The organism is Pseudomonas sp. RV120224-01b (assembly GCF_003208145.1).
Classification (GTDB): Bacteria; Pseudomonadota; Gammaproteobacteria; order Pseudomonadales; family Pseudomonadaceae; genus Aquipseudomonas; species Aquipseudomonas monteilii.
Map to the genome: position 1 here is coordinate 240,712 of NZ_QKMQ01000007.1, position 25,151 is coordinate 265,862.

Below are 25,151 nucleotides of genomic sequence, written 5' to 3' on the forward strand. Positions count from 1 at the left end.
CTATCAACCGCGACGGGTGACGGTCAGGGCCACGGCGGCAATGCGCTCGACCTGCTCGTAACCGGGTTCAAGCAATTGCTCACCGAATACGTCGGGGTCCAGCTCGCGATAGAACCAACTGAACGCAGGCCCTGCCAGGCGCAACCGCATGGCTTCAAGCAGCGCGTCGCGCCCCTCGACGATGGCGACACCGGTGTAGAGCAGCAACGTGCCCCCTGGCGACAGGCGCTCCCGGGCTTGCTCGACGATGCGCAGCGACAGCTCGGCACCCAGTGCGCCGCCGCCGTGGCGGTAGGCGCGCTGTCCGGCGTCGAGCATGTACGGCGGGTTGGCGACGATCAGGTCGAAGATACCTGCGATGTCATTGAGCAGGTCACTGCGCTCGACCGAAACATTGGCCACACCGGCCAAGGCGGCATTGATGGCGGTGTAGCGCAATGCAGCAGGGTTGATATCCACTGCGCAAACCTGCGCATGCTGCGCGGCGCGCGCAATCAGCAACGCGCCGACACCCGTGCCGCAACCAATGTCGACGGAATGCTGCACACGCTCGGGCGTGCTTCTGAGGTGATCGTGGATCAACTGGGCGAAGCGGTAGCTGTCTGGGCCGAAGAACACCGCGTCGCGGCTGTCCGTTGGCCAGGCAGCATGTACCAGCAACAGATCGTCCAGGCTGGACCAGCGTACAGTACTGCGCCACAGCGCCCCCTGTGCTTCCAGCACGCCGGCAAGGCGCAGCTGCTCCAGTTCATCGGGGCTGAGCAGTGACGCGGCGAACGGTCGACTCCAGCCGAACACATCACGCAAGGTACGCGCCTGCTGCGCATCGGCCCGGGCATTGACCCTGGCTTGGGTCGCAGGGGTTACGCAGGTGAAATGATAGCCGTCGGCACGCAAACGGTTACCCAATTGCAGCAAGGCCTCATCGGCACGGATCTGGTCCTGGTCGAGCAGCATCAGTAAAGCCCTCCGTGCATCAGGCCGGTGGCCTTGATGAACGCGCGGGTGGCGTGCAGGCCCGCCGGGGTAGCATGCCGATTGCCGGCCATTGCTTTGATCAGTGCAGCCATGTCCGCATTCTGCGGCGAAAGGGGCGTTTCATCTGCCAACTGCAAGGCGTGCTCCCACTGCCCTGGCGGCACCCGACGCGTTCCGGCGCCTTGCCAGTTTCCAGCGATCCAGTCATACCAGAGCTGCTTTTCATAGGCATCGAACACACCGAACATAGCCGCTGTCGGCCCCTCGATCAGCGACCAGAAGCGGCTCTGTCGGGGATCGGTGTCACGCTTGATCCAACCTTGGGCCTGCAGTGCATCCAGAAACCCGGGCATCGCGCCGGGTTCAGCAAGCCATTGGTTGATGGTGCGTCCTTGCAGACGACAGCGGTCCGAATGCATGCACTGCCCGTAGCTGCGCTTGCGTTCCAGCGCGCCGAACAATTCGGCCTGCAGATCGAACGAGGCGATCAACGACGGCGTGTTGATCCCCAGGTCATTCAGCCGATAGCCGTGCCGTACCCGCTCGTAGAACGCGGCCCCCTGATCGCGCGCCAGCTCGGTGACGCTCTGCGCGGCGCGTCGCGCATGACCACTGGCGGCATTGTCGATGGTCACATGGAGCTGGAAGTAATAGGCGTCGATACCCAACTCGGCCAGCTCATGCGTGGTAATCAGCAGGTGCAAGGGCGGTTGCTCGTAACCCAGGTTGTAACCGATCACTTCCGGCAGGAACCGCTGGCAGTGCTGCCCTAAAGCTAGTTGCAGCGCGCCCTGCAGGTATCGAACGGGGTCAAGCGGGCCTTCCTGCAGGCAACCAAGCCGACTGAGCAAGCGCTGGTAGATCAACACATGATTGCAGCGCGGGTCACCGTCCCCGAGCTCTTCGAGAAAGGTGCGGATCAGCCCATGGAAGCGCGGGTCCTGCCAGTGCCACAAGGCCCCGTGCAGCCATGCGCCATCGACCGCCTTGGTCGGCGCGACCTGCTGCAGGAACCACAAGGCATGGGCACGGTTGGCAAAATAACGACGTGCCCCGCCCTGACGCCGTTGTGCCAGATAGGCCGCATGCTCTTTTGCCACACGGCGTGCATGGGCATCGGCCCATTCCAGGAGTAGCCCAGGATCATCTGGCAGGTCATCGTCAAGCACAAGGGTATTGCGCAGTTGCTCATCCAGCCAAGCCTCGGCGGTCGGCTCTCGCCCCTCAAGCAGCGCGCGATAGCGATGCTCCAGCCCTAAATCAGCCTTGTGAATCCTTGTACCTGCCGGTGTCATCGCCACCATGCCCTGTACCTCGCTCATGGGTTCTGCGGTTTGCTCTCAGCTGGAGGGGCGGTTGCGGGGTCACTGGGTTGCTGCATCTGAAGCGACGGTTTACTCGGGTCGGCATCCTTCGCTGGATGGTCGTTATCGCGGTCGAAGCAACCTCCGAGCAGCGTGAAGCTGGCAGTCAACAACAGCGTGGTGAACAGGTTGCTTTTCATGTCGAGCTCTCGCTTTGTTTGAAGACTTATACCAACGAGTCCAACGCGCCCCCCTGAATTCGTTCTGATTACGACATAGCGGATGAGCGGTGCCCAGAAACGCAGATTGCGCCGCCACGGCGGCCCTGTTTTCAAGAAAAACTAAACCTTCACCCACACCTGCGGTTCAACCGAGTGCGACATTGAGGTCGCGCCAACAGAACGAAGGAGTGAGACATGAACACACCATTCTTGAAAATCGCCGGCGTTACCCTGTTGATGGGCCTAGCGTCGCTGCAGGTGCAGGCAGCGTCTTCGGACGACTTCGTCGATGCGGCCACTGAAGCCGGTATCGCCGAAGTGGTCACCGCCAACCTGGCGCAGGAAAAGAGCCAGAGCGCAGATATCAAGCAATTCGCCCAGCAAATGGTCACAGACCATACCAAAGCCAATCAGGAACTCGGTGATATCGCCCGCAAGCTGGACATCAGCGTGCCCGACGAAGCAGCGCTGACCGACAAGGTCAAGAAGATGATTCTCGAATGGCGCGAGGAGTCCTTCGACCGGTCATACGTCAATAACCAGGTCGACGCGCACGAAAAGGCCGTGGAGCTGTTCAAGAAAGAGGCCGCCTCCTCCGACAAGCCGGAGCTGAAGGCCTTCGCCAGCGACAAGCTTCCAACGCTGCAACACCATCTGGAACAGGCCAAGGCACTGCAAGCCACCACCGGCAAGTAACCCACACGTCACCGCACAATCCCAGGGGCCGCCCTGCGGCCCTGCCTTGAGCCATCTGGAGGTGGGCTCCCCATGAATGATCGAATCATCGAACTGTTCACCGACACCACATTCTTCGGCATTTCCATCCTCAACCTGCTGGTAGCGCTGTGCGTTGCTGTGCTGACGTTCCTGATTGCCAGAGCTGTCATCGGCCTGTTGATGCGCAGGGTGCAGCGCTGGTCCGAACATGACGGGGCAATGAGTCAGGTGCTGGCCAAGGTACTGGCCGGTACCAGTAACAGCCTGCTGCTGCTCGCTTCGCTGCTGGTGGGTCTGAGCATGCTGGACCTGCCCGAGCGCTGGTTGGGCCGGGTCAGTAGCTTGTGGTTCGTGGTCGCTGCGCTGCAGATCGGCCTCTGGGTCAATCGCGCCATCGCGCTGGGCCTGACCCGCTACTTCAGCCGGCACAGCGCCGACGGCCTTTACCAAGGCAGTGCGCTGGCCACGCTTTCGGCCTGGGGCGCGCGCGTGCTGTTGTGGTCGGTGGTGTTGCTGGCCATGCTGTCCAATCTGGGCGTCAATATCACCGCCTTCGTGGCCAGCCTGGGTGTGGGCGGCATTGCCGTCGCCCTGGCCGTGCAGAACATTCTGGGTGACCTGTTTGCCTCATTGTCGATTGCCGTCGATAAACCCTTCGAAGTCGGCGACTTCATCGTCATCGGCCCACTGGCCGGCACAGTGGAACATGTCGGGCTGAAGACTACACGCATCCGCAGCCTGGGCGGTGAGCAGATCGTCATGGCGAATGCCAGCATGATCAGCAGCACGATCCAGAACTACAAGCGCTTGCAGGAACGACGCATCGTGTTCGAGTTCGGCTTGTCGTACGACACGCCCACCGAGGCGGTGAAACAGGCGCCCGCCATCGTCGAAGAGGCGATCAGGGCCCAGCAGCAGGTGCGTTTCGACCGCGCTCACTTGCGTGGCTTTGGCAAAGAGGCGCTGGAGTTCGAATGCGTCTATATCGTGAGAGACCCTGGCTACAACCTCTACATGGATATTCAACAGGCCATCAACTTTCACCTGCTCGAACGCTTTACCCGAATCGGCGCCAAATTTGCCGTGCCAGTGCGTGCCATCAAGGTGACGGCGATGCCGCAACCCCTCGTTCAGTCTCAGGCACTGTGACGGCGCGTCGCACTTTGGTCCGTGCGAGCAGTCTTACCTGTATCCCCGCTCGTCCATTGAAGGCTGTCGAGCCTATAATCGCTGCCACTGCTCACTTTCGGTTCGCACAAGGCTCGTGCCCATGAAATCGTCCAGCAAGCCCACGCTCGCCTCGCCGCAAAACCCTGCGCTAAGCCCCAGCCATCTGGACTTTCCAGTGGTGGGTATCGGTGCATCGGCCGGCGGGCTGGAGGCGGTCCAGGCGTTTTTCCAGCACGCCCCCGAAAACTGCGGCATGGCGTTCGTTGTGGTGTTGCACTTGTCGCCGGACCACCAAAGCCAGGCCGACCGCTTGATCCAGCGCGTCACGCGCATGCCGGTGTGCCAGGTAAGCGAGCCGGTACCGATCGAGCGTGATCACGTCTATGTCATTTCGCCGGCCAACCGCCTGTCCACCAATGACGGCTACCTGCGGGTCAGCCCGGCCAGGCGCAGCCGAGGCGACCACGTCGCCATCGACCTGTTCTTCCGCGACCTTGCTGATGTGCACAAGGACCATGCGTTCTGCGTGATCCTTTCGGGCAGCGGCAGCGATGGCGCAGTGGGCCTGTCGCGCATCAAGGAACAGGGTGGCGTGACCCTTGTGCAGTCGCCCGATGACGCCCAGTATCCTGACATGCCCAAGGCCGCCATCGCCACCGGCATGGTCGACCTGATCCTTCCGGTGACCGAGATACCGGGCAAGCTGGTGGAACTGTGGCGCTCGGCTCAGAAGGTCAAACTGCCGGAAATCGAGGATGACAGCCTCCCGCCGCCGCTAGGCGAACGCTCAGGCGACCCAGCCCAATGCGACCCGCTACTCGACGACATCCTCGCCCGGCTGCATGCCAGCACCGGCCACGACTTCCAGCACTACAAGCGCGCGACCGTCCTGCGCCGGCTTGAACGTCGCCTGCACGTCACCGCGCAGACCGACCTTGCCGGTTACCGCGACTACCTCGAGCGGCATCCTGAGGAGTCTCGCGCCCTGTTGGCGGACATGCTGATCGGGGTCACCAACTTCTTTCGCGACCGGGACGCCTTCGAAGCGTTGCAACAACAGGCGATGCCGGGGCTGGCCAACGACGACAGCGAGGATCCGCAGCGCGAAATACGCATCTGGTCGGCGGGGTGTTCATCCGGCGAGGAAGCCTATAGCCTGGCGATGATGGCAACCGAGCAATTGGCGATGGAGCAGCGCAGTGCCAAGGTGCAGGTGTTCGCCACCGACCTCGACGAGCGCGCGATCAATGTCGGTCGGCTGGGCGTTTACCCCGATGCCATCGCCACCGATGTTCCCACGGCCAGGCTGCGCCAGTTCTTCATCAAGGAAGATCAGAATTACCGCGTACGCAAGGACATTCGCGAAAAAGTGCTGTTCGCCCGGCACAACCTATTGTCCGATCCACCGTTCTCTCAGTTGGACCTGGTGGTATGCCGTAACTTGCTCATCTACCTGGACCGGGAAGTGCAACGGGAAATCCTGCGGCTGTTCCACTTCGCCCTGCGCAAAGGAGGTTACCTGTTCCTGGGCAGTTCGGAATCAGCGGACGTGGCGACCGACCTGTTTATTGCCGTGGACAAACGCCATCGCATCTTCCGCGCCAGGGAAGTAGAACCGGCGCGCCGCCCGGGGCGGCTTCAGACGCCCGACACGCAAGCAGTACGCGCCAAACCCAAGCCCCTGCGCAAGCTGTCCTATGCTGAAATCCATCACCGGGCGTTGTCCAGGCGCACACCGCCCAGCCTGATCGTCGATGGCGATGGCAACATCTTGCACATGAGTGATGGCGTCGGCCGCTTCCTGCGCCACGCCGGTGGCGAAGTCAGCCCCAGCCTGCTCAATCTGGTACTCGCGCCGCTGCGCCCTGCCCTGCGCAGTACCTTGTTGCAGGCCCAGAACACCGGCCAGCCAGTCAGCTCGGGCGCTGTGATCACCACCGTCGACGATCAGCGCGTCGAAGTCCAGTTACAGGTCCTGCCCCACCAGGACGAACCCAGTGGCAGCGAATGCCTGCTGGTGGTTTTCCAGGTTCGCGAAGCTGATCCCCACAACCCGCCTGCTATTCAGCAAACCGAAGGCATGGTGTTGAGCACCTTGGAGCGCGAACTGCAGCGTACCCGTCAGCAGTTGCAGGAAACCATCGAGCAGTCGGATATCTCCAGCCAGGAGCTGATGGCCTCGAACGAAGAAATGCAGGCGGTCAACGAGGAGCTGCGCCTGGCCAGCGAAGAGCTGGAAACCAGCAAGGAAGAGCTGCAATCAATCAACGAGGAATTGCTGACGGTCAACTACGAGCTCAAGACCAAGGTCGATGAAACCGACAAGATCAACGACTACCTGAGCAACCTGATCGCCTCCACCCAGATCGCCACCGTGTTCGTCGACCGCAACCTGCACATTCGCTGGTTCACCCCCAGGGCCACCGATATTTTCAGCATGCTGCCGGTCGACACCGGCCGCTCGCTGCTGGACATCACCCATCGCCTGGAGTACCCAGGCCTGGCGGACGATGCGCGTGCGGTGATCGAGCGCGAAACCACGATCGAGCGTGAAGTGATTGGGCAGGACCAGCATTGGTACCTGGCGCGCCTTCTGCCTTATCGGGCCAGCGAGCAGAATGTCGATGGCACCGTGCTGACATTCATTGATATCACCAAAAGCCGCGCAGCCGAAGAACGCTTGCGCCAAGGTGAGGAGCGCATGCGCCTGGTCGCTGAGAGCACCCATGACTTCGCCATCATCCTGCTTGACGAACAGGGCCTGATCATCGATTGGAACACGGGCGCTGCGTTGATCTTCGGCTACGCCAAGGATGAAGTGATTGGCCAGCACTATGCGCTGATCTTCACCGATCAGGACCGCGAAGAAGGCGAACCAGAACGTGAACTGCGTGCCGCTCGCCTGCATGGCCGAGGCCAGGACGAACGCTGGCATGTGCGCAAGGACGGCAGCCGCTTCTACTGCAGTGGGGAAGTTTCACGCCTCAAGGGCAGCAGCCTGCGCGGTTACGTGAAGATAGCCCGTGACCTCACTGGCCACAAGCGCCTGCAGGACGAACAAAGCAAGCGCCTGGCCGAGTCACAAAGCTCCAGCCACATGAAGGACGAGTTCTTCGCGGTGATGTCCCACGAGCTCAAGCACCCGTTGAACCTGATTCAGCTCAATGCCGATATCTTGCGACGTATACCATCGGTCACAAGTACCGGCATGGCGAGCAAAGCGGTCAACTTCATTCGCGAAGCGGTCACCAGCCAGGCGCGGATCATCGATGACTTGCTCGATGTAGCGCGCATCCGCACGGGCAAGCTCAAACTGAAGACCCAGCCGGTCGATTTGTGCGCCGTGCTGCAGGGTATCTGCTCCGTAGCCTGCAACGAGCAGCGCAGTCGCAAAGTTCGGCTGACGCTGCCGGCCGATGGCGAACCGGTCTATGTGGAGGCCGACAGCACCCGTGTCGAGCAGATCATCTGGAACCTGCTGAACAACGCACTGAAGTTCAGCCCTGCCGATGGCGAAATTCTGTTGAGACTTGCTCGGCAGGATGAGCAGGCGCGACTTGAAGTCATCGATCAGGGCATAGGCCTCGCCAAGAACTCCCTGGAAGATATTTTTGAGCTGTTCAACCAGGCTGCACCCACCGGCCATGGGCGAGAGGGGCTAGGTATTGGCCTTTCCCTGGTTCGTCAATTGGTAGAAGCCCATGGCGGAGCGGTCAGCGTAGAGTCCCCCGGAATAGGCCACGGTTGTACGTTCATCATCACTCTGCCTTTGTGCGCGTACGCCCAGCAACCCCAGGTGCAGGGCGAAGTGCTGCCCTCAGAAGGTCGGCTGAAAGGGGTTCGCATCCTGCTGGTGGATGACTCGGTCGATGTGCTGGAAGTGATGGAACAATTGCTGTTGATGGAAGATGCCGACGTCGATGCCTACAGCGACCCGAAACTGGCGCTGCAGTCGGCGGCAAATGCGCGTTACGACGTGATCATTTCCGACATCGGCATGCCTGGCATGGATGGCCATGCTCTGATCCGGGCGCTGCGCGGCCTGGAGCATCTGCGCTACATCCCGGCCATCGCGTTGACTGGCTATGGGGCAAGCGCCGACCAATACAAGTCTCGCCAGTCCGGGTTCGACCGTCACCTGAACAAGCCTGTGGGCTATGACGACCTGATCGACGCGATCGAGCGCCTAAATGGATCAGCGTCGGTCTGAACAAGGGCAGGCAGGCTTTGCGGGGGGGCGACCCACGTCCTCAGTGCTTCCTGCCCTCCTCCTTCTGTTTTTCTTCGTCCTGCCCTTCGACCTTGTCCACCAGCAAGGGCATCGTGCCCAGCACCAACAGCGCCAGCACCGTGCTGACCAGCGCCGTGGCTTCGCGTCCCATCCCCGCTGCCGTACCGATGGCCGCCGTCATCCATAGCCCCGCCGCTGTGGTCAGGCCTTTGACATGACTGGTGTCCTGGCCATTGCCTTTGAGAATGGTACCCGCACCCAGAAAGCCGATACCGGCGACGATACCCTGAATCACCCGGCTGAGCGCCTGTTCGTCGGCGCCGGCCATGCTCGGTGCCAGCACAAACAGCGCCGCGCCCAGCGAAACCAGCATGTGCGTGCGCACCCCGGCGGACTTGCCCTTGTGCTCGCGCTCGAAGCCCAGTACCGCGCCCAGTACGGCAGCCATCACCAGCCGTACCAGAATTCGCACGATCTCGCGCTCATCGCCAATATCGGCGAATTCGGCCTGGATTGTTTGCCAGATCAGATCCATGGATGGGGTCCGGGCCGTTTACACGTTAGGCCTCTGCTGGCGCGTACGCGGATAGGCGTTTTTACGATCTTGATGGGCATGGCCGGGTCTTCCGGAGGCAGTTACAGTATGTGACTGCGTGCACTGCACGTTTGCTGCATCGAACGCTCAAGTCGACTCCATGTCCCACCACTGGTCGCAAATAGCGAACGGCTGGTTATGCTGACCACTCTCCTATTCTGAGCGCCGCAGAACGTATCCAGGCTGTCGTAGCTTAGTGTCCTATTCCGTCGCTCGCTGTCCCGCCCGTTTCTCGTACGAGCCTTGCTAAATGCTCGAGGGATATCGCGCGGTTATAAAACGTCAGATGACGCCGACATTCCCGCCGGCGTCACCCGAGCAGCCTTGAACCAAGAGTCGAGGGGCTCTACTGCCTGTGGCCGCTGGCCAGGAGCGTACTATGAATTTCGAAGAACGCGACAAGTACGGTATGTACAAGGGACGGACCGATTTCACTGCCGAGGGAGAACGCGGCCCGGGGCCGCGGCTGATGGGCGCGGATACCCTCATCGGCAACGACGTGTATAACACGCAAAACGAAGACTTGGGTGACATCAAGGAAATCATGCTGGACACCGCCAGCGGCAAGGTTGCGTACGCTGTACTGTCGTTTGGCGGTTTCCTGGGGATGGGTGAAAAGCTGTTCGCCGTGCCGTGGGCTGCTTTGCGCCTGGATACGGTGAACAAACGCTTCGTCCTTGATGCCGACAAGGACCGCCTGAAGAACGCCCCAGGCTTCGATAAGGACAACTGGCCAAACATGAGCGATCCGACTTGGGGCAGAGGTATCCACGACTACTATGGCACCAGGTGGGAAAGCGATCCCCGGCTGTGATGTGCCCTGCTTGGCCGGGCTTCCGGCCAAGCCTATCCTGACCAAGAGGGTCATGACAGGCGGCTTTGGGTCGAAAGCGGCCGTGTGAAAAAATTTCCATACGGACGCGGCACTGTCCTGCTTTCGACCACACCGCCATGGAGATACACTGAAATCCAAGCTGCACCATCTCGACAGCTGTCAGAAATCGCCATTCTCGATCGTGTATCCTGCTGGGGGTATCGAGGGTATTTTTGGGGGTACATTTGTGCTTTTTGAAGACAGAAATGCCGTTCCAGAGGCATGTCCAAATGTTCTTCGGCGACCCCGATAGTCTCTAATCAAGTTCCACAAAGCGTCTTGAAGCCTTTAGATACATTGGCTCACGTCACGTGAACACAGCTTGGCGCAATCGGAATTAGCCATGGCATTTTGTGCTAGTGCCATACCCGACCGCGCACCGTAGCATCTCCTTGCCCAAACGCATTGCACCAAGCAAGGAGATAACATGGTTACTGAAACCGCATTGATTACTGGCGCCTCGGGTGGCATCGGACTGGAACTGGCACGCCTCCATGCAGCCAAGGGTGGCGATGTCGTCCTGGTAGCGCGCTCGCGTGACAAGCTGGAGTCCATCAAGCAGGAACTTCAGACACGATACGGCGTGAAAGTGTATGTAATCGTGGAAGACCTGGCCGATCCTGGCGCAGCAGATCGGGTATTCGCTGCCACCGAAACATTGGGATTGTCCATCGACGTTCTGATCAACAACGCCGGGTTCGGTGGCCACGGGAAATTTGTCGAGCGCAACATCGCTGCCGACCTCGCCATGATGCAAGTGAACATGGGCGCGCTTACCGCTCTGACCCATCATTACCTGAAGGCAATGGTCTCGCGTCGACGCGGGCGTATTCTCAACGTCTCGTCGACCGCCTCGTTCATACCAGGCCCCCTCCAGGCGGTTTACTACGCCACCAAGGCATTCGTGACCTCCTTCACCCAGGCTATCGCCGAGGAAGTCAGGGAATACGGTGTAACCGCCACTGCACTGTGCCCAGGAGCGGTCGCAACAGGTTTCGTCGCCGCAGGGGATCTGCAGGGGGTGGATGTCTGGAAAAATGCCAAGACGGCACAATCCGTGGCGCAATGCGGTTACCAGGCCATGGAACGCGGTGAACTGGTTACGTTCAATGAAGGCAAGTTGCGCGTGATGCTCGACTGGATTGTTCCGCTGTTGCCTCGCAAACTGGTGCTCAGGATGTCCCGCAAGGCAATGGAAAAGGCATCCTGAGAAGGCCAGAAAAGCCCTACCCGTTCCCCTTGTTGACGTGCGTGCTACGGCAATGCGCTGCGAAGAGATGCCTCGATAATGAAACAAGCCAAGAATTTCGCCGTGCATGCTGGGTGGAAAGTGATCATTGCTGATTTGGGCGTAGCGCCCGGGGACTTGCTGGCGTTGGCCGAACTACCGGCTGATCTGTTCAGCCGCAAGGACGCCGTGCTCTCGCCACCTGAGTATTTTCGACTTTTCGAGAGCCTTGAGCAGTTGGTCGGAGAGTCGCATCTGCCACTCCGACTCGGTGGTGCCATTTCAGTAGAAGCCTTCGATCCAGCTCTTTTTGCTTGCCTGTGCAGCCCCGACTTCAACGTAGCGCTCACCCGGCTTGCCGAATACAAGCGTCTGTGTGGTCCCTTGGCGCTGGATGTGGTCTTCCACGACGCGTGCACCGAGGTTTTTATCGAGTGCTATGGATACGACCGTCCGCTCCCGCGCAGCCTCCTTGCGATGGAACTGGTCTTCCTTACCCACTTGGCGCGCCTCGCCACAAGGCAAACGATCACCCCGCTGGAGGCAGAGCTGGTGGCGTTGCCCGAACCGGCAAAGCCTTGCGAGGCGTTCCTGGGATGTAGCTTGCGGCAAGGCGACTGCAATCGTATTCGCTTCTCCAAAGAAGATGCTTCGCGCCCTTTCCTTACCGAGAACGTTTCCATGTGGCAGTTCTTTGAACCGGAACTCCGGACCCGGCTTTCAAAACTCGAAGCCGGCGCCACCACTCAAGAACGAGTACACAGCGCGCTGCTCGACATGCTGCCGAGCGGGCGGAGCAGCATCCAGGATGTTTCCAGTCGCCTGGCGATGAGCAAGCGCTCCCTCCAGCGCCATCTTGCAGACGAGGCGCTGAACTATCAGGAGATACTCAACGACACACGTCAGGGCCTGGCTCGCCACTACCTGTCTCGCTCAAACCTGTCACCCGGGGAAATTGCGTTCCTGATCGGGTTCATGGATGCCAATGCTTTCCTGCGCGCTTTCAAAGCCTGGACTGGCATGACACCGGGCGAATACCGGAGGCAGCACAGCTACTTGATGTGAGGGCTGAATGGCAGTTCTGGCGTCGGAAGCGCTCATCGCAGGTAGCGCGAAAGCTGTAAACAACCACCGGGCTCGATACCGGCCCGGTGATGCTCGCCACCTTACCAATTGTGCGTATAACTGGCAGTCAACACAGTGCCGGGTGCTGGCAAGTGGCTGGTGTTGTTGTTATTGCGCAGCAATTGACTGTAGAGCGGGTAGTAGTCGCGATTGAACAGGTTCTGGATGCCGACGCTTACCTTGTCGTCAGCGGATATCTGGTACTGGCTGACCAGGTCCACTGTCGTATAGCTACTCACTTGATGCCGACCAAAGCTGTCCACGCCATCGAGCCTATAGTCCTTGGCGTCGAAGAACGTAGCTTGCAAGCGGTTGCTCCACTCCAGTGTCGGCTTGTACTGGACGTAGGCGGTCAGCTTCAGGGGCGGAACGCGATAGCCGGTCATGTCTTGCCAGCCTTTGCCATCCGGTTTTTCTCGTCCGCGCATCCAGGTCGCACTCCCCCCTGCGCCCCACACCGCATCGTCCGACAGCCAATCTGCACTGGCTTCGGCTCCGTAGATGCGCTCCTTGGTGCGGGTCAGAATCAGGCCATTGTTGAAACTCTGCACATCCCCCAATTTGGAGGTGGTGTAGAACAGCGCCAAGGTGCCGAGGGTGTTGCTGCCCAGCTCTCCTCGCCAGCCAAGCTCATAGTTGTTGGTTTTGACCGGTTCCAGGTTCGATGCGCCGATGTCGAAACCACGGCGCGCATTGCGCAATTGAATGCCCACGTCGGGCAATTGGAAGCCCTGGCTGAAGGAGGCGTAGATCTCCTGGCCGAGTACCGGTGAGTAGACGATGCCCAGGTTCGACAGCACCGCATCGTAATGAACTTCGCCCCCCTTCACCGCCACCGGGGAGGCAGCGGTGGATTCGGACAACGGAACGAAGTCATCGAATTCGGCAGTGGAGTATTCGTAGCGCAGGCCGCCGTCGACAGACCAATGCTCATCAAAGCGATGCTGTAGCTGGGCGAACGCACCGGCGCTTCGCGTCCTCAGCGGGGGCATGTAGGTGAGCTTGCCGGTCTTGTCGAAGACCAGGCCGCCACTGGCGTCATAAACCGCAGGATCGAAGATATCGAGCGGCATGTCGCTGCGCTCCTGGTTATAGTCGCCACCCCACACCAGCTCGGTACTGCCGCTGTCGCCAAGTGGCGTGCGCAGGGTCAGGCGGCTGCCGAACACTTCGCTGTTCTGCATGATCTGGTCCACGTTGCCGCCGCGGGTAGCAACGGCACGGGCGTCGAACGGCGTGAAGCGGGTGAAGTAGTCCCGGTAGTACATCTGGGCAGAAAGCCGGCTGCCGAGAATGTCGAGATTCTCGTACTCCAGGTTCACCAGCGTGTTGCGAATGCGGTTCTGTTCGTCAAGATCCAGGCCTTTGATCGCATTGGCCGGCACAGAGCCTGCGGGGAGTTTCGCGACGCTTGGGTCTGTAGCGTAATCGGTGTCCTGGCGTGCATCGTAGTGGCTGACTGCAAGCTGGATTCGCTGGTTCTCGTCGATGTGCAGCCCCAGCTTGCCGCCGATGTTGTAGATGTTCGAATCGAACAGGTCGCCTTGACTGGGCTCCGGGGCGATCCGGTCGCCATGCGCATCGTACGAGGCACCGATGTGGCGGGTGCCGAAGTCGAACGCATAGTCCACTGCCCCCTGAGAGCCTGCGAAATACTGCTGGAACTGGCCCCCCAGGCCATCGCTGCCCAGGCGGGTAAGTGGCGAGGTGGCGCTGAGGCTGGTTTCGGCACGGTTTTCACCACCGGCAGGTCGTGTAGTGATGGAGATGATGCCCCCCGTGGCGCCGCTGCCGTAGATGGCGCTACTGCCACGGATGACTTCGACCCGTTCGATCAGCGCCGGTTCGATGTTGGCCAGGTTGCGCGAAGAGTCGCGGTTGGTGTTGAGCGGCACCCCGTCAACCATGACCAGCATGCTGCGCCCGCGCAGGGTCTGGCCATACTCGGTGATGGTGCGGCTGGAGTCGGACATGCCCGGAATCGCCTTGGCCAGTACCGTGGCCAGGCTCTCTGAACCCTGGCGCAGCTCCTGCAGTTGTTCATGCTCAAGAACGGTGGATTGCCGCGTTGCGGAAACCAGGCTGCTGCTGGTGCGCGAGGCGGTGATTTCCATCTGCGCCATTTCCACGGGCACGCTCTGGGTCACGGGGCTGGATGCAGGGGCACCCTGCGCGACGATGACGAACGTACGCTCATCCTTGGCCTGTACCTGCAAGCCACTGTCCTTGAGCAGCGTTTGAAGTGCTTGCTCAGGTGTGAACCGCCCTTTCACCGCAGGCGCGTTTCGCCCTGCACCGAGATCGCTGGCAAAGATGACCTGTACCGAAGACTGCTGTGCAAGGGCGTTGATGGCCTCCCCCAGCGGTGCGGTGGGGAGATCCACGTTCACCTTTTCCCGGCCCTGGGCCGACATTGCGATGAGCAGGCTACTGGCGAGCAATGACAGGCGTAGTTGGCGACTGCGGAGGGGAAAATGCACGTCTCGAGTTCCTTTTTCTGGTTGGGCTTTTTTCAATAGCCGCCATGGGAATCGAGAAACCCTACCTGCGCTTGAGCTTTATTTTTTTGCCGATTTACGTTGAATCCGGACGCTGCCATCCTCTGTTTTCAACACGGCGACGGGCAGGATGCTCGGTAGCAGATCCAGCAGTCGGTCGACATTGTGCGCTTCGAAGACCCCTGTCACCTTGAGTGCAGCCAAGCTTGGGTCGCTCAGCTCAATGGATGCCTTGCGATAGTGACGCAGCAACGACACCGCTTCATCCAGCGGCGTCTGCTCGAACACGATGCGATCATCTTTCCAGGCCATCGCCTTCAAGGCGTCGACCTTCGCAACCGGCATCAGTTGCCCGCCAATCGAGTCGACCTGTTGCCCTGGCCTGAGGGTGACAGGCGCGTGTTCTGCAGCTGCAGCGGTGACGTCCACGCGTCCACGGGCCAGGGTCACACGCACCGCGTCGTTATCCAGCCGGCGGACATTGAACAGCGTACCGAGCACCTCGACCTTCGCCAGGCCAGCGGACACTACAAAGGGGCGGTACACGGCCGAGGAGACATCGAAAAGCGCCTGCCCTGCGCGCAGGTCGACTTCGCGGCTGAGCAGACGCCAGCTGATATCGACATGCGTGCCACTGTCGAGCAGCAGCTTGCTTCCATCATTCAGCAGCACAGCACGCCGCTCACCAATGGCGGTAGCGAAACGCTCGCTCTTGTAGGCAGGGTTGAGCCAGGCCAGGCCTGCAAAGGCGATCGCAACCGCCAGCGTGATACCTGCCGACTTTGCTGCCTTCGAGGGCGCAGGCCTGGACGGCGGCATGGGGAACAGCTGCTTGAGCTCTTCACGATGTCGCCCAAGCGCCTCGTCCAGTGGCACCTGTTCGGGTTGCTTCGTCATGGGCGCACCTCATCACGCCCAAGCCGTTGCCTGCATGCCGCCAGCCCCAGGCGCAGGTGCTTTTCCACGGTCTTGATGGAAATACCGAGGCGAGTGGCTACTTCTGCCTGGGGGATTTGGTGAATCTTGTGCATGACGAAAACAGCTTGGCAGCGAGGTGGGAGGTCTGTGATCGCGTCGACGAGCAGTTGAAACTCGCGCTCGCTGTCATACCTGGTCATCGGGGTGGCTGCCGGGCAGGCCACCTCAGGCAGCTCGGAGACCGCCTCTACCCAGGCGCCTCGGCGGCGATCGCTACGATAGCGACTAATAGCGGTATCGTGGGAGATTTTTCGTAGCAAGGCCAGTGGGGTTCGAACGTCTTCTTTCTCACCGCGCTCAAGCAACTGCACGCACACGTCATGCACCACATCACGCGCCATGCTTCTGTCGCCGAAGCGTCGGCGAATGTGGTCCACCAGATCGTCATAGTGACGTACCAATGTAGACAGCAGCGTCGGTTTGGCGGGATCGAACGACACGATGCATCCTGGATAAGAGGTAGGCTCCGAAACAAGACACAAGTGTAAATGAGAAATAATTGCGAATAAACCAACTACCGCGTTGCGGTATGCTAAATCGCAGGAAGGTGAGCAATGGTCAGCCCGTTGGCAACGGCACTGGCTTCAAGCTTTGCGCGCTCCGCGCCCAGAAGGTTATACGCGGCTTGCAGCGTGGTGATCTTCGCTTGAATGTCGGCCATCTTGCTGGCCACCAACATCGCGCCTTGCGCACAATCGATCGTATTGCCCCGCTTGGCCGCAAGGATGTCGCCGATCTCGGCGAGCGAAAAACCGCCGCTCTGGGCACTTTGAATAAAGGCCAGGTCAACAACGGTCTGGTCGCTGTAGCTGCGGTAGTTGTTGGCTTGGCGATGGGCCACGATAAGCCCGAGTTGCTCGTAATAGCGCAATGTATGGCGGCCGACTCCACTCCGGCGCTCCAACTCTCCAACATTCACAGTAAAAACTCCTTGACTGTAGAGTACGCTCTACACCTTAGCCTGCGCCGATCATTCAAACAAGGATTCAGGTATGAGCGTGGAGTGCTTCGTCACAGGCGGCAGTGGGTTTGTGGGTCAACATCTGCTGGCCCATCTTACCGCGACAGGGCATAAGACCTGGGTGCTCATGCGCAACCCTGAAAATATCGGACGCCTCAAAGAGCAAGTCGGGCAACTGGGAGGTAACCCTGCGTATATTCATGCAGTTGGGGGAGATATCAGCAGGGATGGGCTCGGACTCAGCGAAACAGGCAGGCAATGCGTAGCATCGGTCGCTGTGGTCTTCCACCTCGCGGCGCAGTTTACCTGGGGCCTGACAATGGAGCAGGCCCGCGCAGTCAATGTACAAGGGGCGCGGAACGTCGCCAGGCTCGCGGCGAGCCTGCGTATCCGCTTGCTGATGGTGGGCGGTTATATGCTGCAGAACCTTACCCATCTTGCAAGTATCGGGGTTGATAACGAGCGCCCTGAAAACACCAATTGGCCTGCAGTCTACGGCCGTGTGGGTGGCTACGAAGGCAGCAAGCTGGAGTCCCATTTCGCCGTCATCCGTTACATGCAGGAAGTAGGCGCAGATTACGCGATCGTTCATCCTGCTACGGTGTGTGGTCACAGCGAGAGTGGACACATCCCTGAAGGACAACCTCTGGTGGATCTCATTCGAAATCTGGCACTGGGCCGGTTCAAGGCTGTCCCGGGTTCCGCCAGGCACTGGTTGCCATTGGTCAGCGTCGATTACCTGGTAAAGATGATGACCTGCGTGGCGTTCGACCCGTCAATGGCCAACCGGCAGGTGCTGGCGCTGTATGAGCACACGCCGAACCTACAGGGTATGCTCGAACAATTGGCACAAACGCTGAATACAAGGGCTCCCCGCCGCCATGTACCTATAGGATTGCTGAAGTGGCTATTGGCGATTCCCGGACTGGCCACCCGATTATCGATCAGCGCCGAGTCGCTGAACTTCGTCCAGACGCAGCGCTTCGACATGAGTGACAGCCAGCAACTGGAACTCAAGTATCAGCTGGCACATCCCGACATGGCGCGAACGTTGGAAAAGACCGTGCATTACGTCCAGGGTTACTTGCCCAATCGTCATGTTCACACTTCTGCAAACCCTGCCGGGAAATAACAAACGGGTTGTGAAAGAGCGCGTAATCCCGCCACCCATTATTCACTCGGATGCAAACGACGGTCGTTCCGCGAACCATGCCACCGCCAGCTCCTTGAACGCCTCGGCCGAAGGCGTCAGCGGATAGCGCTGATCATGCGCCAGTACAATGCTATGCGTTGGCAGTTTCTCCAGGGTCGGCCTGCAGACCAGCGCTTGACCATCATAACTACGGTCACCAAACGGCCGGGTATAAATCAGCGCCACGCCAAACCCGTTGGCGACGAGGCTGCGCTGCAACTCGAACGTGCGCACACGGTGCACAACGGCGGGTGAAAGATCGTAAAAGCTGAACAGGTCCAACACATGCTGCCAACTGTGGACCTGATCGGTAACGACCAGCGTGTGTTCGGATAGCGCCTTGAGACTGACACGCGATTCCTTGGCCAGCGGGTGATCGGCCGACAACAGTACCTGAGCTGTCAGTTCACACAACTGGGTGCATTGCGTATTCGGCGGCAAACCCAGATCGTAGGTGATTGCCAACTCTATCGCCCCTTCACCCAGCCGCTTGCCAACATAGTCGAAACTGCCTTCGCGCATATCGACAGTGACCCTTGGGCAAGACTCCTGCATCCGCCGCACAATTTGTGGCAGGCAATAGGGCGCCAGGTCTTCAAAGCATCCGACCACCAGTTCGCCGACGCACTCCCCTGCATTGGCATTGATCTCGGCGAAGGTGCGAGCCTCTGCCAGAACGCGACGGGCCTGGACCATGACGGTGCGACCGAACGGGGTCAGCGATATCCCGAGGCCCCGTTGGCGCACGAAAATCGATTGGCCCAACACCTCTTCCAGTTCGGTGATGGCCGCCGAAATGGAGGGCTGTGAAACATGAAGCTCCATGGCGGCAGTCGTCAGGTTACCGTGCTTGGCCGCGGCTAGCGCATAGCGAAGCTGGCGCAGTGTGAACTTCATAGCTTTTTCCGTTGTGATACATCAGCACATATTATTTTATCCTTTTTTGAGGTTGTGAAATATTTCTCCTGCGCAGTGGCCACCGATCAGAAGTGCCACGCCAACGCCGATTACAAGGCTTATCAGCCCGTTTGGCGACCCTCTTTGGGCCGGATGCCCTCAACTGCCGCACTCCATTCTTGTTTGGGAGCGTCACAATGAAAATTACAAAGGCTCTGTTGACCACGACACTATCGTTCGGGCTGCTGGCGGCGGCTGACGCCAGCCAGGCGGCCGGCTGGTGCGAGTCTGGCAAACCGGTGAAATTCGCAGGTTTGAACTGGGAAAGCGGGATGCTGCTCACTGACGTGATGCAGTTCGTGCTGAAGCATGGTTATGGCTGCGATACCGATAGCCTGCCGGGTAACTCCATTTCCATGGAAAACGCACTGAGCAGCAACGATATTCAGGTGTTTGCCGAAGAGTGGGTGGGGCGCAGCGAGGTGTGGAACAAGGCTGCGGCTGCGGGCAAGGTGGTTGGCGTCGGCGCGCCGGTCGCTGGTGCGGTCGAAGGTTGGTATGTGCCGCGTTATGTGATCGAAGGCGATGCCAAGCGCAAACTTGAAGCCAAGGCACCGAACCTCAAGAACATCGCCGACCTGGGGCAATACGCCGAAGTATTCAAGGACCCGGAAGAGCCGGACAAGGGGCGCTTCTACAATTGCCCGGCCGGCTGGACCTGCGAGCTGGACAACAGCGCGATGCTGAAAAGCTACGGCCTGGAAAGCACCTATACCAATTTCCGCCCTGGCACCGGCCCGGCACTGGATGCTGCCGTACTGTCGAGCTACAAGCGTGGCGAGCCCATCCTGTTCTACTACTGGTCGCCGACGCCGCTGATGGGCCAGCTGGACCTGGTCAAGCTGGACGAAAAGCCGGGCGTGGATAAATCCCTGACCATCAAGGTGGGTGTGTCGAAGACCTTCCACGAGCAAGCGCCGGAACTGGTGGCGGTGCTGGAAAAGGTCAACCTGCCGGTCGATCTGCTTAACCAGAACTTGGGGCGCATGACCAAGGAACGTATCGAATCGCCGGAACTGGCCAGGTTGTTCCTCAAGGAACACCCCGAAGTCTGGCACAGCTGGGTCAGCGAAGACGCAGCCAAAAAGGTAGACGCGGCACTCTGAGCGTGTGGGCTCCTCCGGCGCCTGCCGGGTAAGACACGACAGTCCGCTTCATACACTTGCTCGAGAGAATTCCATGTTTCCCAAAAACTTCACGTTTTCCATTGCCGACTGGGTCAATGGCTGGGTCGACGCGCTTGTAACCAACTACGGTGACGTGTTCCGGCACATCTCCGACACCCTGCTGTGGGCCATCGTCAACCTCGAAGGCCTGCTGCGCGCAACCCCCTGGTGGCTGACGCTGGCCATCGTCGCGGGTATTGCCTGGCACGCCACCCGCAAGGTCGTGCCCACTGCCGTGATCGTCGGCCTGCTCTTTCTGGTCGGTGCGGTCGGGCTCTGGGACAAGCTGATGCAGACCCTGGCGCTGATGCTGGTGGCAACGCTGATATCGGTCCTGGTCGGCATTCCGCTGGGTATCCTGTCGGCGCGCAACGATCGCCTGCGGGCAGTGTTGATGCCGCTGCTCGACATCATGCAAACCATGCCCAGCTTCGTGTACCTGATTCCGGTGCTGATGCTGTTCGGCCTGGGCAAGGTGCCGGCGATCTTTGCCACCGTCATCTATGCCGCCCCGCCGCTGATTCGCCTGACCGACCTGGGCATTCGCCAGGTGGATGGCGAGGTCATGGAGGCGATCAATGCATTCGGTGCCAATCGCATGCAACAACTGTTCGGCGTGCAGCTGCCACTGGCCTTGCCGAGCATCATGGCCGGGATCAACCAGACCACCATGATGGCCCTGTCGATGGTGGTCATCGCATCAATGATCGGTGCCCGTGGCCTGGGTGAAGACGTCCTGGTCGGCATCCAGACCCTGAACGTGGGCCGCGGCCTTGAAGCGGGCCTGGCCATTGTGATTCTGGCGGTTGTGATCGACCGCATTACCCAGGCCTATGGCCGACCACGGCATGGGGTGGGCAAATGAGCGCCAAGCAAGCGATGAACAAGATCGAAGTCAAAAACGTCTTCAAGGTGTTCGGTGCCCGCGCCGAAGATGCCCTGAAACTGATCCGCCAGAAAAAAACCAAAGATCAGGTCCTGGCCGAAACCGGCTGCGTGGTCGGGGTCAACGATCTGTCGTTGTCCATCGGCAGCGGTGAAATCTTCGTGATCATGGGGCTGTCGGGCTCGGGCAAGTCGACCCTGGTGCGTCACTTCAACCGCCTGATCGACCCGACCAGTGGTGAGATCCTGGTCGATGGCGAAGACATCCTGCAATACGACCTGCAAGCCCTGCGCGAATTTCGCCGGCACAAGATCAGCATGGTGTTCCAGAGCTTCGGCCTGCTGCCGCACCGCACTGTGCTGGACAACGTTGCTTACGGCCTGAAAGTGCGTGGCGAGAGCAAGGCCTTGTGCACCGAGCGTGCCCTGCACTGGATCAACACCGTGGGCCTGAAGGGTTACGAAAAGTCGTACCCGCACCAGTTATCAGGCGGCATGCGTCAGCGCGTCGGCCTGGCCCGTGCCTTGGCAGCCGACACCGACATCATCCTGATGGACGAAGCCTTCAGTGCCCTCGACCCGCTCATTCGCGCCGAGATGCAAGACCAGTTGCTGGAACTGCAAAAGACCCTGCACAAGACCATCGTCTTCATCACCCACGACCTGGACGAAGCGGTGCGTATCGGCAACCGGATTGCCATTCTCAAGGACGGTCGCCTGATCCAGGTCGGCACGCCGAAAGAAATCCTCTACCAGCCTGCGGACGAATACGTAGACCGTTTCGTGCAGCGCCGTGTAGCTTCGCTTTAAGGAACCGCCTGTATGCCACTTGCCGAAAAAATCATCATCGCCGACGCGCCAGTTCGCTGGCAGGACGTGGTGGCAGTGGCCCGACACGGGGCGAAGCTTGAGCTGGCCCCATCGGCCTGGGCGCGGATCGAGAACGCCCAGGCGATTGTCCGGCGCATCGTGTCCAGCGGTGAACGCGCCTATGGCGTCAACACCGGGCTTGGCGCCTTGTGCAATGTTTCGCTGCAGGATGAACAGCTCAGCCAGCTGTCGCATAACACCTTGCTCAGCCACGCCTGTGGCGTGGGCTCAGCGCTGTCGGACGAACAGACCCGAGCAATAATGTGCGCAGCCATCATCAATTTCAGCCAGGGCCGTTCCGGCCTTCAGCGCAAGGTGGTCGAGGCGCTGCTGACCTTGCTTAACCAGCACATCACCCCGCAGGTTCCGAAACAGGGTTCTGTGGGGTATCTGACCCACATGGCGCATATCAGCATCAGCTTGCTGGGCGTAGGCCAGGTCAGCTATCGCGGGCAGATCGTGCCGGCGCAGCAAGCCTTGGCCGAGGTCGGCCTGGCGCCGGTCAAACTGGGCGCCAAGGATGGCCTGTGCCTGGTCAACGGTACCCCTTGCATGACGGGCCTGAGCTGCCTTTCTTTGGACGACGCCACGCGCCTGAGCCAATGGGCGGACATCATCGGCGCCATGAGCTTCGAGGCCCTGCGGGGCCAACTCGATGCCTTCGACCCCGAAATCATCGCGATGAAACCGCACCCCGGCATGCAGCGCGTGGGCAGTAACCTGCGTCGCCTGCTCGACGGCAGCGAAATCATTGCCAATAGCCATGGCATTCGCACCCAGGATGCCTTGAGCATTCGCTCGATTCCGCAGGTTCATGGCGCCGCGCGCGATCAGCTGGATCACGCTGCGCGGCAGATCGAAACCGAACTCAACTCCACGACCGACAACCCCATGTTGCTCGGTACACCCGAGTCGTATCGGGTGGTTTCCCAGGCGAATCCGCACGGCCAGTCGGTGGCCATGGCGGCCGACTTGCTGGCTATCGCGGTGGCCGAGATCGGGGCGATTGCCGAGCGCCGACTCGATCGCCTGATCAACCCGCTGGTCAGCGGCTTGCCGGCTTTCCTGGTCAGCCAACCGGGTGTGAACTCGGGCATGATGATTGTCCAGTACGTGGCTGCTTCACTGTGTGCAGAAAACCGTCAGCTCGCACAACCGGCAGTCGTCGACAACTACGTCACCTCTGGTCTGCAGGAGGATCACCTGAGCATGGGCACCAACGCCGGGTTGAAGCTGCACCGCGCCCTGGAGAACTGTACGCAGATCCTTGCCATCGAGTACCTGTTGGCGGCCCAGGCATTCGAGTTCCTCAAGGAGCAGCGCTTTGGCGCAGGTACCCACGTAGCCTGGCGGTTGTTGCGCGAACGGGTGCCGGCCTACGTCCAGGACCGTTGGCTGGCACCGGACATCGCCAGCAGTGCATCAATCCTGAAGGATCCCGGCCTGCCAGGTGCTGCCTTTCCTTGGCTGCTATGACGCGTGCTGAACGGCGCCGTGCGATGGATTGTGCGCTTGGCGAACAGCGCCTGGGTGTTCACACTACAGCGCTTGATGCTGCCCCAAAGGATTACTCATGCTCTACATCGTCATGCTTGGCGGTCGCCACCCTCGAGCCCGTATCGAAGTCCACGATGTGGTCTTCGCCCAGGCCGACACCCTTGAACAGCTCCATCCCCAGTTGCGCGAAGCCTGGTTCGGCAGCGCACAAGGCCTGCACATCGACTCCTGGCTGGAAGTCGGCGGGGTCGATGGCTACCGTGTCGAACTGAGCCAGGTAGCCCCCGGCCCCGGCGCCATGCGCTTGTTTTTCCTGAACCTGGGCGGTTATGAACGGCAGGTATTCGGCGAAGCTCACCGGTACCTGCTGGTGGCGGCTGTCGACAAGGCCGAGGCCAAGCGCCTGGGCAAGCAACGCATGGCAGAAGATTGGCTCAAGCCGCATACCGACGCCGTGCTGGATGTCGACGATTGCCTGCCGGTCGACCTGGTGGCAGGACGCTATGTGCATCTGGTCAAGGGTGAGCATGCGGGTATCCGCCAGTTCAGCGACTACATCCTGCTCTGAAGCCTATGAGCCCAGGTCAGAACCAGCCCGTTTTTTGACCCGAAAACCCTGCCAAACGTAAACAGTGACTCGGCATTGACCGGCTGGAAGTTGCTGAAGCCTTCACGAATCAGGCGGCCGAAGTTGACCCCGGCGATCGACACCAGCGCTTTATACGCTCAGAGGTTTGCCTGGAAGAACGGCGTCAGATGCTGCAAGGCCTTATGTACGCCCGGGCCGTCGTACAGGTCCATGTGCGCCAAGCCGTCGAGCACCACCAACTCTTTGTTACCCTGTGCCTTGGCGTGCAATTCCTGGCTGTGCCACAGCGAACCGGCTTCGCTGCCGGCGATGACCAGCGTTGGCTGGGTCAGCAACTGCTCGACCAGGTCGAAGGCATCGAAGGCGACCCAGGCGCCCAGGCCGTTCATCAGCATCTTGTTCTGCGCGTTGGGGTGCTGGGCGCGAGGCGTAAGGTAGTAGTCGGCGGCTTCTTGCAGGTCACGGGGCGCGCTGGTGTCGCCCAGTTGCGGCACATAGGGGGCGTACACAGGCTCGGCGCCGGCCGCTTCGGCCGTACGTTGCCCGGCCAGGGCATCGAGCAGCGGCAGCAGGTCGTTGATCGAGCCCTTGCCCTCCCAGCCTTTGCGGGTGGCCGTGCCTACATTGACCGCGCTGGCGGTGGCCAGCGCCTTGATACGGCGGTCGACCGAGGCGGCCTTGGCCGCAAACCCGCCACCGGCGCAGATCCCCAACACACCGATACGCTGGGCGTCGACAAAGCCCAGGGTGGTCAGGTAATCAACCGCGCTGTACACATCGGCCACACGGTTCATCGGCTCATCGAGGAAGTGCGGCTCGCCGCCGCTGGCGCCCTGGTAGGACGCATCGAAGGCCAGGGTGACGAAGCCCTGCTCGGCCAGCAGCCGGGCGTAAGTGCCCGCAGCCTGCTCTTTCACGCCGCCACCTGGGTGGACGGTGACGATCGCAGGGTACTGCTTGTCTTCTTCGAACGCAGTCGGCAGGTAAAGGTGGCCAGCCATCACGATGTTGCGGTTGTTGAACTGGACGTCTTGCATGGTGTTGCCTCCGGGAGGGCAGCGCGCCGGGCAAGGGCGCGAGTGCTGGATTGCGCAGGGCGATATGCTTGCGCGGGT

General features: G+C 60.4%; 22 protein-coding genes. 12 read left to right on the forward strand and 10 right to left on the reverse strand.

The features are described 5' to 3' along the window. Positions 1-3: 3 nt before the first annotated feature. The 3 genes from N436_RS13850 to N436_RS13860 are packed head-to-tail and all read right to left on the reverse strand — an operon-like array spanning position 4 to position 2,482. Complete coding sequence (locus N436_RS13850) at positions 4-957, reverse strand: class I SAM-dependent methyltransferase (RefSeq protein ID WP_110741337.1); 954 nt, start codon at positions 955-957, stop codon at positions 4-6. After that, complete coding sequence (locus N436_RS13855) at positions 957-2,282, reverse strand: iron-containing redox enzyme family protein (protein ID WP_110741362.1); 1,326 nt, start codon at positions 2,280-2,282, stop codon at positions 957-959. The genes N436_RS13850 and N436_RS13855 overlap by 1 nt, the downstream gene beginning before the upstream one ends. 14 nt (positions 2,283-2,296) lie before the next feature. Continuing rightward, entirely contained in the window at positions 2,297-2,482 is a 186-nt protein-coding gene (locus tag N436_RS13860; protein ID WP_110741338.1) for a hypothetical protein, read from the reverse strand. A gap of 216 nt (positions 2,483-2,698) precedes the next feature. Between N436_RS13860 and N436_RS13865 the strand changes: the two genes are divergently transcribed. The 3 genes from N436_RS13865 to N436_RS13875 all read left to right on the forward strand — a co-directional run bounded on the left by N436_RS13865 (position 2,699) and on the right by N436_RS13875 (position 8,600). Next, positions 2,699-3,199, forward strand: a complete 501-nt coding sequence (locus N436_RS13865; RefSeq protein ID WP_110741339.1) for a DUF4142 domain-containing protein — start codon at positions 2,699-2,701, stop codon at positions 3,197-3,199. 72 nt (positions 3,200-3,271) lie between these two features. Then, positions 3,272-4,369, forward strand: coding sequence for a mechanosensitive ion channel family protein (locus N436_RS13870; protein WP_110741340.1), 1,098 nt, complete (start codon positions 3,272-3,274; stop codon positions 4,367-4,369). A gap of 121 nt (positions 4,370-4,490) precedes the next feature. Beyond that, positions 4,491-8,600, forward strand: a complete 4,110-nt coding sequence (locus tag N436_RS13875) for a CheR family methyltransferase (protein WP_110741341.1) — start codon at positions 4,491-4,493, stop codon at positions 8,598-8,600. Between the two features lie 40 nt (positions 8,601-8,640). Here N436_RS13875 and N436_RS13880 read toward each other — a convergent pair whose 3' ends face one another. Next, positions 8,641-9,156: an MgtC/SapB family protein gene (locus tag N436_RS13880; RefSeq protein ID WP_110741342.1), complete on the reverse strand. Its 516-nt coding sequence runs from the start codon at positions 9,154-9,156 to the stop codon at positions 8,641-8,643. A 439-nt stretch (positions 9,157-9,595) separates the two neighbouring features. Here N436_RS13880 and N436_RS13885 point away from each other — a divergent pair, with 439 nt between their 5' ends. From N436_RS13885 to N436_RS13895, 3 genes are all read left to right on the forward strand, one after another. Next, positions 9,596-10,030, forward strand: coding sequence for a PRC-barrel domain-containing protein (locus N436_RS13885; protein WP_110741343.1), 435 nt, complete (start codon positions 9,596-9,598; stop codon positions 10,028-10,030). A 487-nt stretch (positions 10,031-10,517) separates the two neighbouring features. Next, complete coding sequence (locus tag N436_RS13890; protein ID WP_110741344.1) at positions 10,518-11,300, forward strand: SDR family oxidoreductase; 783 nt, start codon at positions 10,518-10,520, stop codon at positions 11,298-11,300. A gap of 78 nt (positions 11,301-11,378) precedes the next feature. Then, positions 11,379-12,383: an AraC family transcriptional regulator gene (locus N436_RS13895; protein WP_110741345.1), complete on the forward strand. Its 1,005-nt coding sequence runs from the start codon at positions 11,379-11,381 to the stop codon at positions 12,381-12,383. A gap of 101 nt (positions 12,384-12,484) precedes the next feature. Here N436_RS13895 and N436_RS13900 read toward each other — a convergent pair whose 3' ends face one another. From N436_RS13900 to N436_RS13915, 4 genes are all read right to left on the reverse strand, one after another. Beyond that, a complete protein-coding gene (locus N436_RS13900; RefSeq protein WP_110741346.1) occupies positions 12,485-14,923 on the reverse strand; it encodes a TonB-dependent receptor in 2,439 nt (812 codons plus the stop codon). Between the two features lie 78 nt (positions 14,924-15,001). After that, complete coding sequence (locus tag N436_RS13905; RefSeq protein WP_110741347.1) at positions 15,002-15,838, reverse strand: FecR family protein; 837 nt, start codon at positions 15,836-15,838, stop codon at positions 15,002-15,004. Beyond that, positions 15,835-16,359, reverse strand: a complete 525-nt coding sequence (locus N436_RS13910; RefSeq protein WP_104834928.1) for an RNA polymerase sigma factor — start codon at positions 16,357-16,359, stop codon at positions 15,835-15,837. Before N436_RS13910 ends, N436_RS13905 begins: the two co-directional genes overlap by 4 nt. 92 nt (positions 16,360-16,451) lie before the next feature. Continuing rightward, positions 16,452-16,838: a MerR family transcriptional regulator gene (locus N436_RS13915; RefSeq protein WP_105947780.1), complete on the reverse strand. Its 387-nt coding sequence runs from the start codon at positions 16,836-16,838 to the stop codon at positions 16,452-16,454. A 73-nt stretch (positions 16,839-16,911) separates the two neighbouring features. On the opposite strand from N436_RS13915, the gene N436_RS13920 reads away from it, so the two are divergent. Continuing rightward, positions 16,912-18,012 (forward strand): SDR family oxidoreductase, encoded by a 1,101-nt coding sequence (locus tag N436_RS13920; RefSeq protein WP_105947781.1) that lies wholly within the window; start codon positions 16,912-16,914, stop codon positions 18,010-18,012. A gap of 42 nt (positions 18,013-18,054) precedes the next feature. Here the strand turns inward: N436_RS13920 and N436_RS13925 are convergent, their stop codons facing one another. Further along, positions 18,055-18,969 (reverse strand): LysR family transcriptional regulator, encoded by a 915-nt coding sequence (locus N436_RS13925; protein ID WP_105947782.1) that lies wholly within the window; start codon positions 18,967-18,969, stop codon positions 18,055-18,057. 197 nt (positions 18,970-19,166) lie between these two features. Here N436_RS13925 and N436_RS13930 point away from each other — a divergent pair, with 197 nt between their 5' ends. The 5 genes from N436_RS13930 to N436_RS13950 all read left to right on the forward strand — a co-directional run bounded on the left by N436_RS13930 (position 19,167) and on the right by N436_RS13950 (position 24,015). Beyond that, entirely contained in the window at positions 19,167-20,135 is a 969-nt protein-coding gene (locus tag N436_RS13930) for an ABC transporter substrate-binding protein (protein WP_110741348.1), read from the forward strand. Positions 20,136-20,208: 73 nt separating this feature from the next. Beyond that, positions 20,209-21,060 carry a proline/glycine betaine ABC transporter permease gene (locus tag N436_RS13935; RefSeq protein ID WP_105947784.1) on the forward strand — a complete coding sequence of 284 codons (852 nt, stop codon included), beginning with the start codon at positions 20,209-20,211 and terminating at the stop codon, positions 21,058-21,060. After that, positions 21,057-21,890, forward strand: a complete 834-nt coding sequence (locus N436_RS13940; RefSeq protein ID WP_110741349.1) for a glycine betaine/L-proline ABC transporter ATP-binding protein — start codon at positions 21,057-21,059, stop codon at positions 21,888-21,890. Before N436_RS13935 ends, N436_RS13940 begins: the two co-directional genes overlap by 4 nt. Positions 21,891-21,902: 12 nt before the next feature. After that, a complete protein-coding gene (gene hutH, locus N436_RS13945; RefSeq protein ID WP_110741350.1) occupies positions 21,903-23,426 on the forward strand; it encodes a histidine ammonia-lyase in 1,524 nt (507 codons plus the stop codon). A 97-nt stretch (positions 23,427-23,523) separates the two neighbouring features. Further along, positions 23,524-24,015 (forward strand): DUF1543 domain-containing protein, encoded by a 492-nt coding sequence (locus N436_RS13950; protein WP_110741351.1) that lies wholly within the window; start codon positions 23,524-23,526, stop codon positions 24,013-24,015. Between the two features lie 158 nt (positions 24,016-24,173). Here N436_RS13950 and N436_RS13960 read toward each other — a convergent pair whose 3' ends face one another. Beyond that, positions 24,174-25,073: an alpha/beta hydrolase gene (locus N436_RS13960; RefSeq protein ID WP_110741352.1), complete on the reverse strand. Its 900-nt coding sequence runs from the start codon at positions 25,071-25,073 to the stop codon at positions 24,174-24,176. Between the last annotated feature and the right edge of the window lie 78 nt (positions 25,074-25,151).

Bases quoted from the DNA above. Each gene is read 5' to 3' on its own strand.
- N436_RS13940 (WP_110741349.1), top strand. From the start codon at position 21,057: ATGAGCGCCAAGCAAGCGATGAACAAGATCGAAGTCAAAAACGTCTTC.
- N436_RS13935 (WP_105947784.1), top strand. From the start codon at position 20,209: ATGTTTCCCAAAAACTTCACGTTTTCCATTGCCGACTGGGTCAATGGC.
- N436_RS13850 (WP_110741337.1), bottom strand. From the start codon at position 957: ATGCTGCTCGACCAGGACCAGATCCGTGCCGATGAGGCCTTGCTGCAA.
- N436_RS13880 (WP_110741342.1), bottom strand. From the start codon at position 9,156: ATGGATCTGATCTGGCAAACAATCCAGGCCGAATTCGCCGATATTGGC.
- N436_RS13865 (WP_110741339.1), top strand. From the start codon at position 2,699: ATGAACACACCATTCTTGAAAATCGCCGGCGTTACCCTGTTGATGGGC.
- N436_RS13930 (WP_110741348.1), top strand. From the start codon at position 19,167: ATGAAAATTACAAAGGCTCTGTTGACCACGACACTATCGTTCGGGCTG.
- N436_RS13885 (WP_110741343.1), top strand. From the start codon at position 9,596: ATGAATTTCGAAGAACGCGACAAGTACGGTATGTACAAGGGACGGACC.
- N436_RS13870 (WP_110741340.1), top strand. From the start codon at position 3,272: ATGAATGATCGAATCATCGAACTGTTCACCGACACCACATTCTTCGGC.
- N436_RS13890 (WP_110741344.1), top strand. From the start codon at position 10,518: ATGGTTACTGAAACCGCATTGATTACTGGCGCCTCGGGTGGCATCGGA.
- N436_RS13960 (WP_110741352.1), bottom strand. From the start codon at position 25,073: ATGCAAGACGTCCAGTTCAACAACCGCAACATCGTGATGGCTGGCCAC.
- N436_RS13950 (WP_110741351.1), top strand. From the start codon at position 23,524: ATGCTCTACATCGTCATGCTTGGCGGTCGCCACCCTCGAGCCCGTATC.
- N436_RS13905 (WP_110741347.1), bottom strand. From the start codon at position 15,838: ATGACGAAGCAACCCGAACAGGTGCCACTGGACGAGGCGCTTGGGCGA.
- hutH (WP_110741350.1), top strand. From the start codon at position 21,903: ATGCCACTTGCCGAAAAAATCATCATCGCCGACGCGCCAGTTCGCTGG.
- N436_RS13925 (WP_105947782.1), bottom strand. From the start codon at position 18,969: ATGAAGTTCACACTGCGCCAGCTTCGCTATGCGCTAGCCGCGGCCAAG.
- N436_RS13875 (WP_110741341.1), top strand. From the start codon at position 4,491: ATGAAATCGTCCAGCAAGCCCACGCTCGCCTCGCCGCAAAACCCTGCG.
- N436_RS13855 (WP_110741362.1), bottom strand. From the start codon at position 2,282: ATGGTGGCGATGACACCGGCAGGTACAAGGATTCACAAGGCTGATTTA.
- N436_RS13860 (WP_110741338.1), bottom strand. From the start codon at position 2,482: ATGAAAAGCAACCTGTTCACCACGCTGTTGTTGACTGCCAGCTTCACG.
- N436_RS13920 (WP_105947781.1), top strand. From the start codon at position 16,912: ATGAGCGTGGAGTGCTTCGTCACAGGCGGCAGTGGGTTTGTGGGTCAA.
- N436_RS13895 (WP_110741345.1), top strand. From the start codon at position 11,379: ATGAAACAAGCCAAGAATTTCGCCGTGCATGCTGGGTGGAAAGTGATC.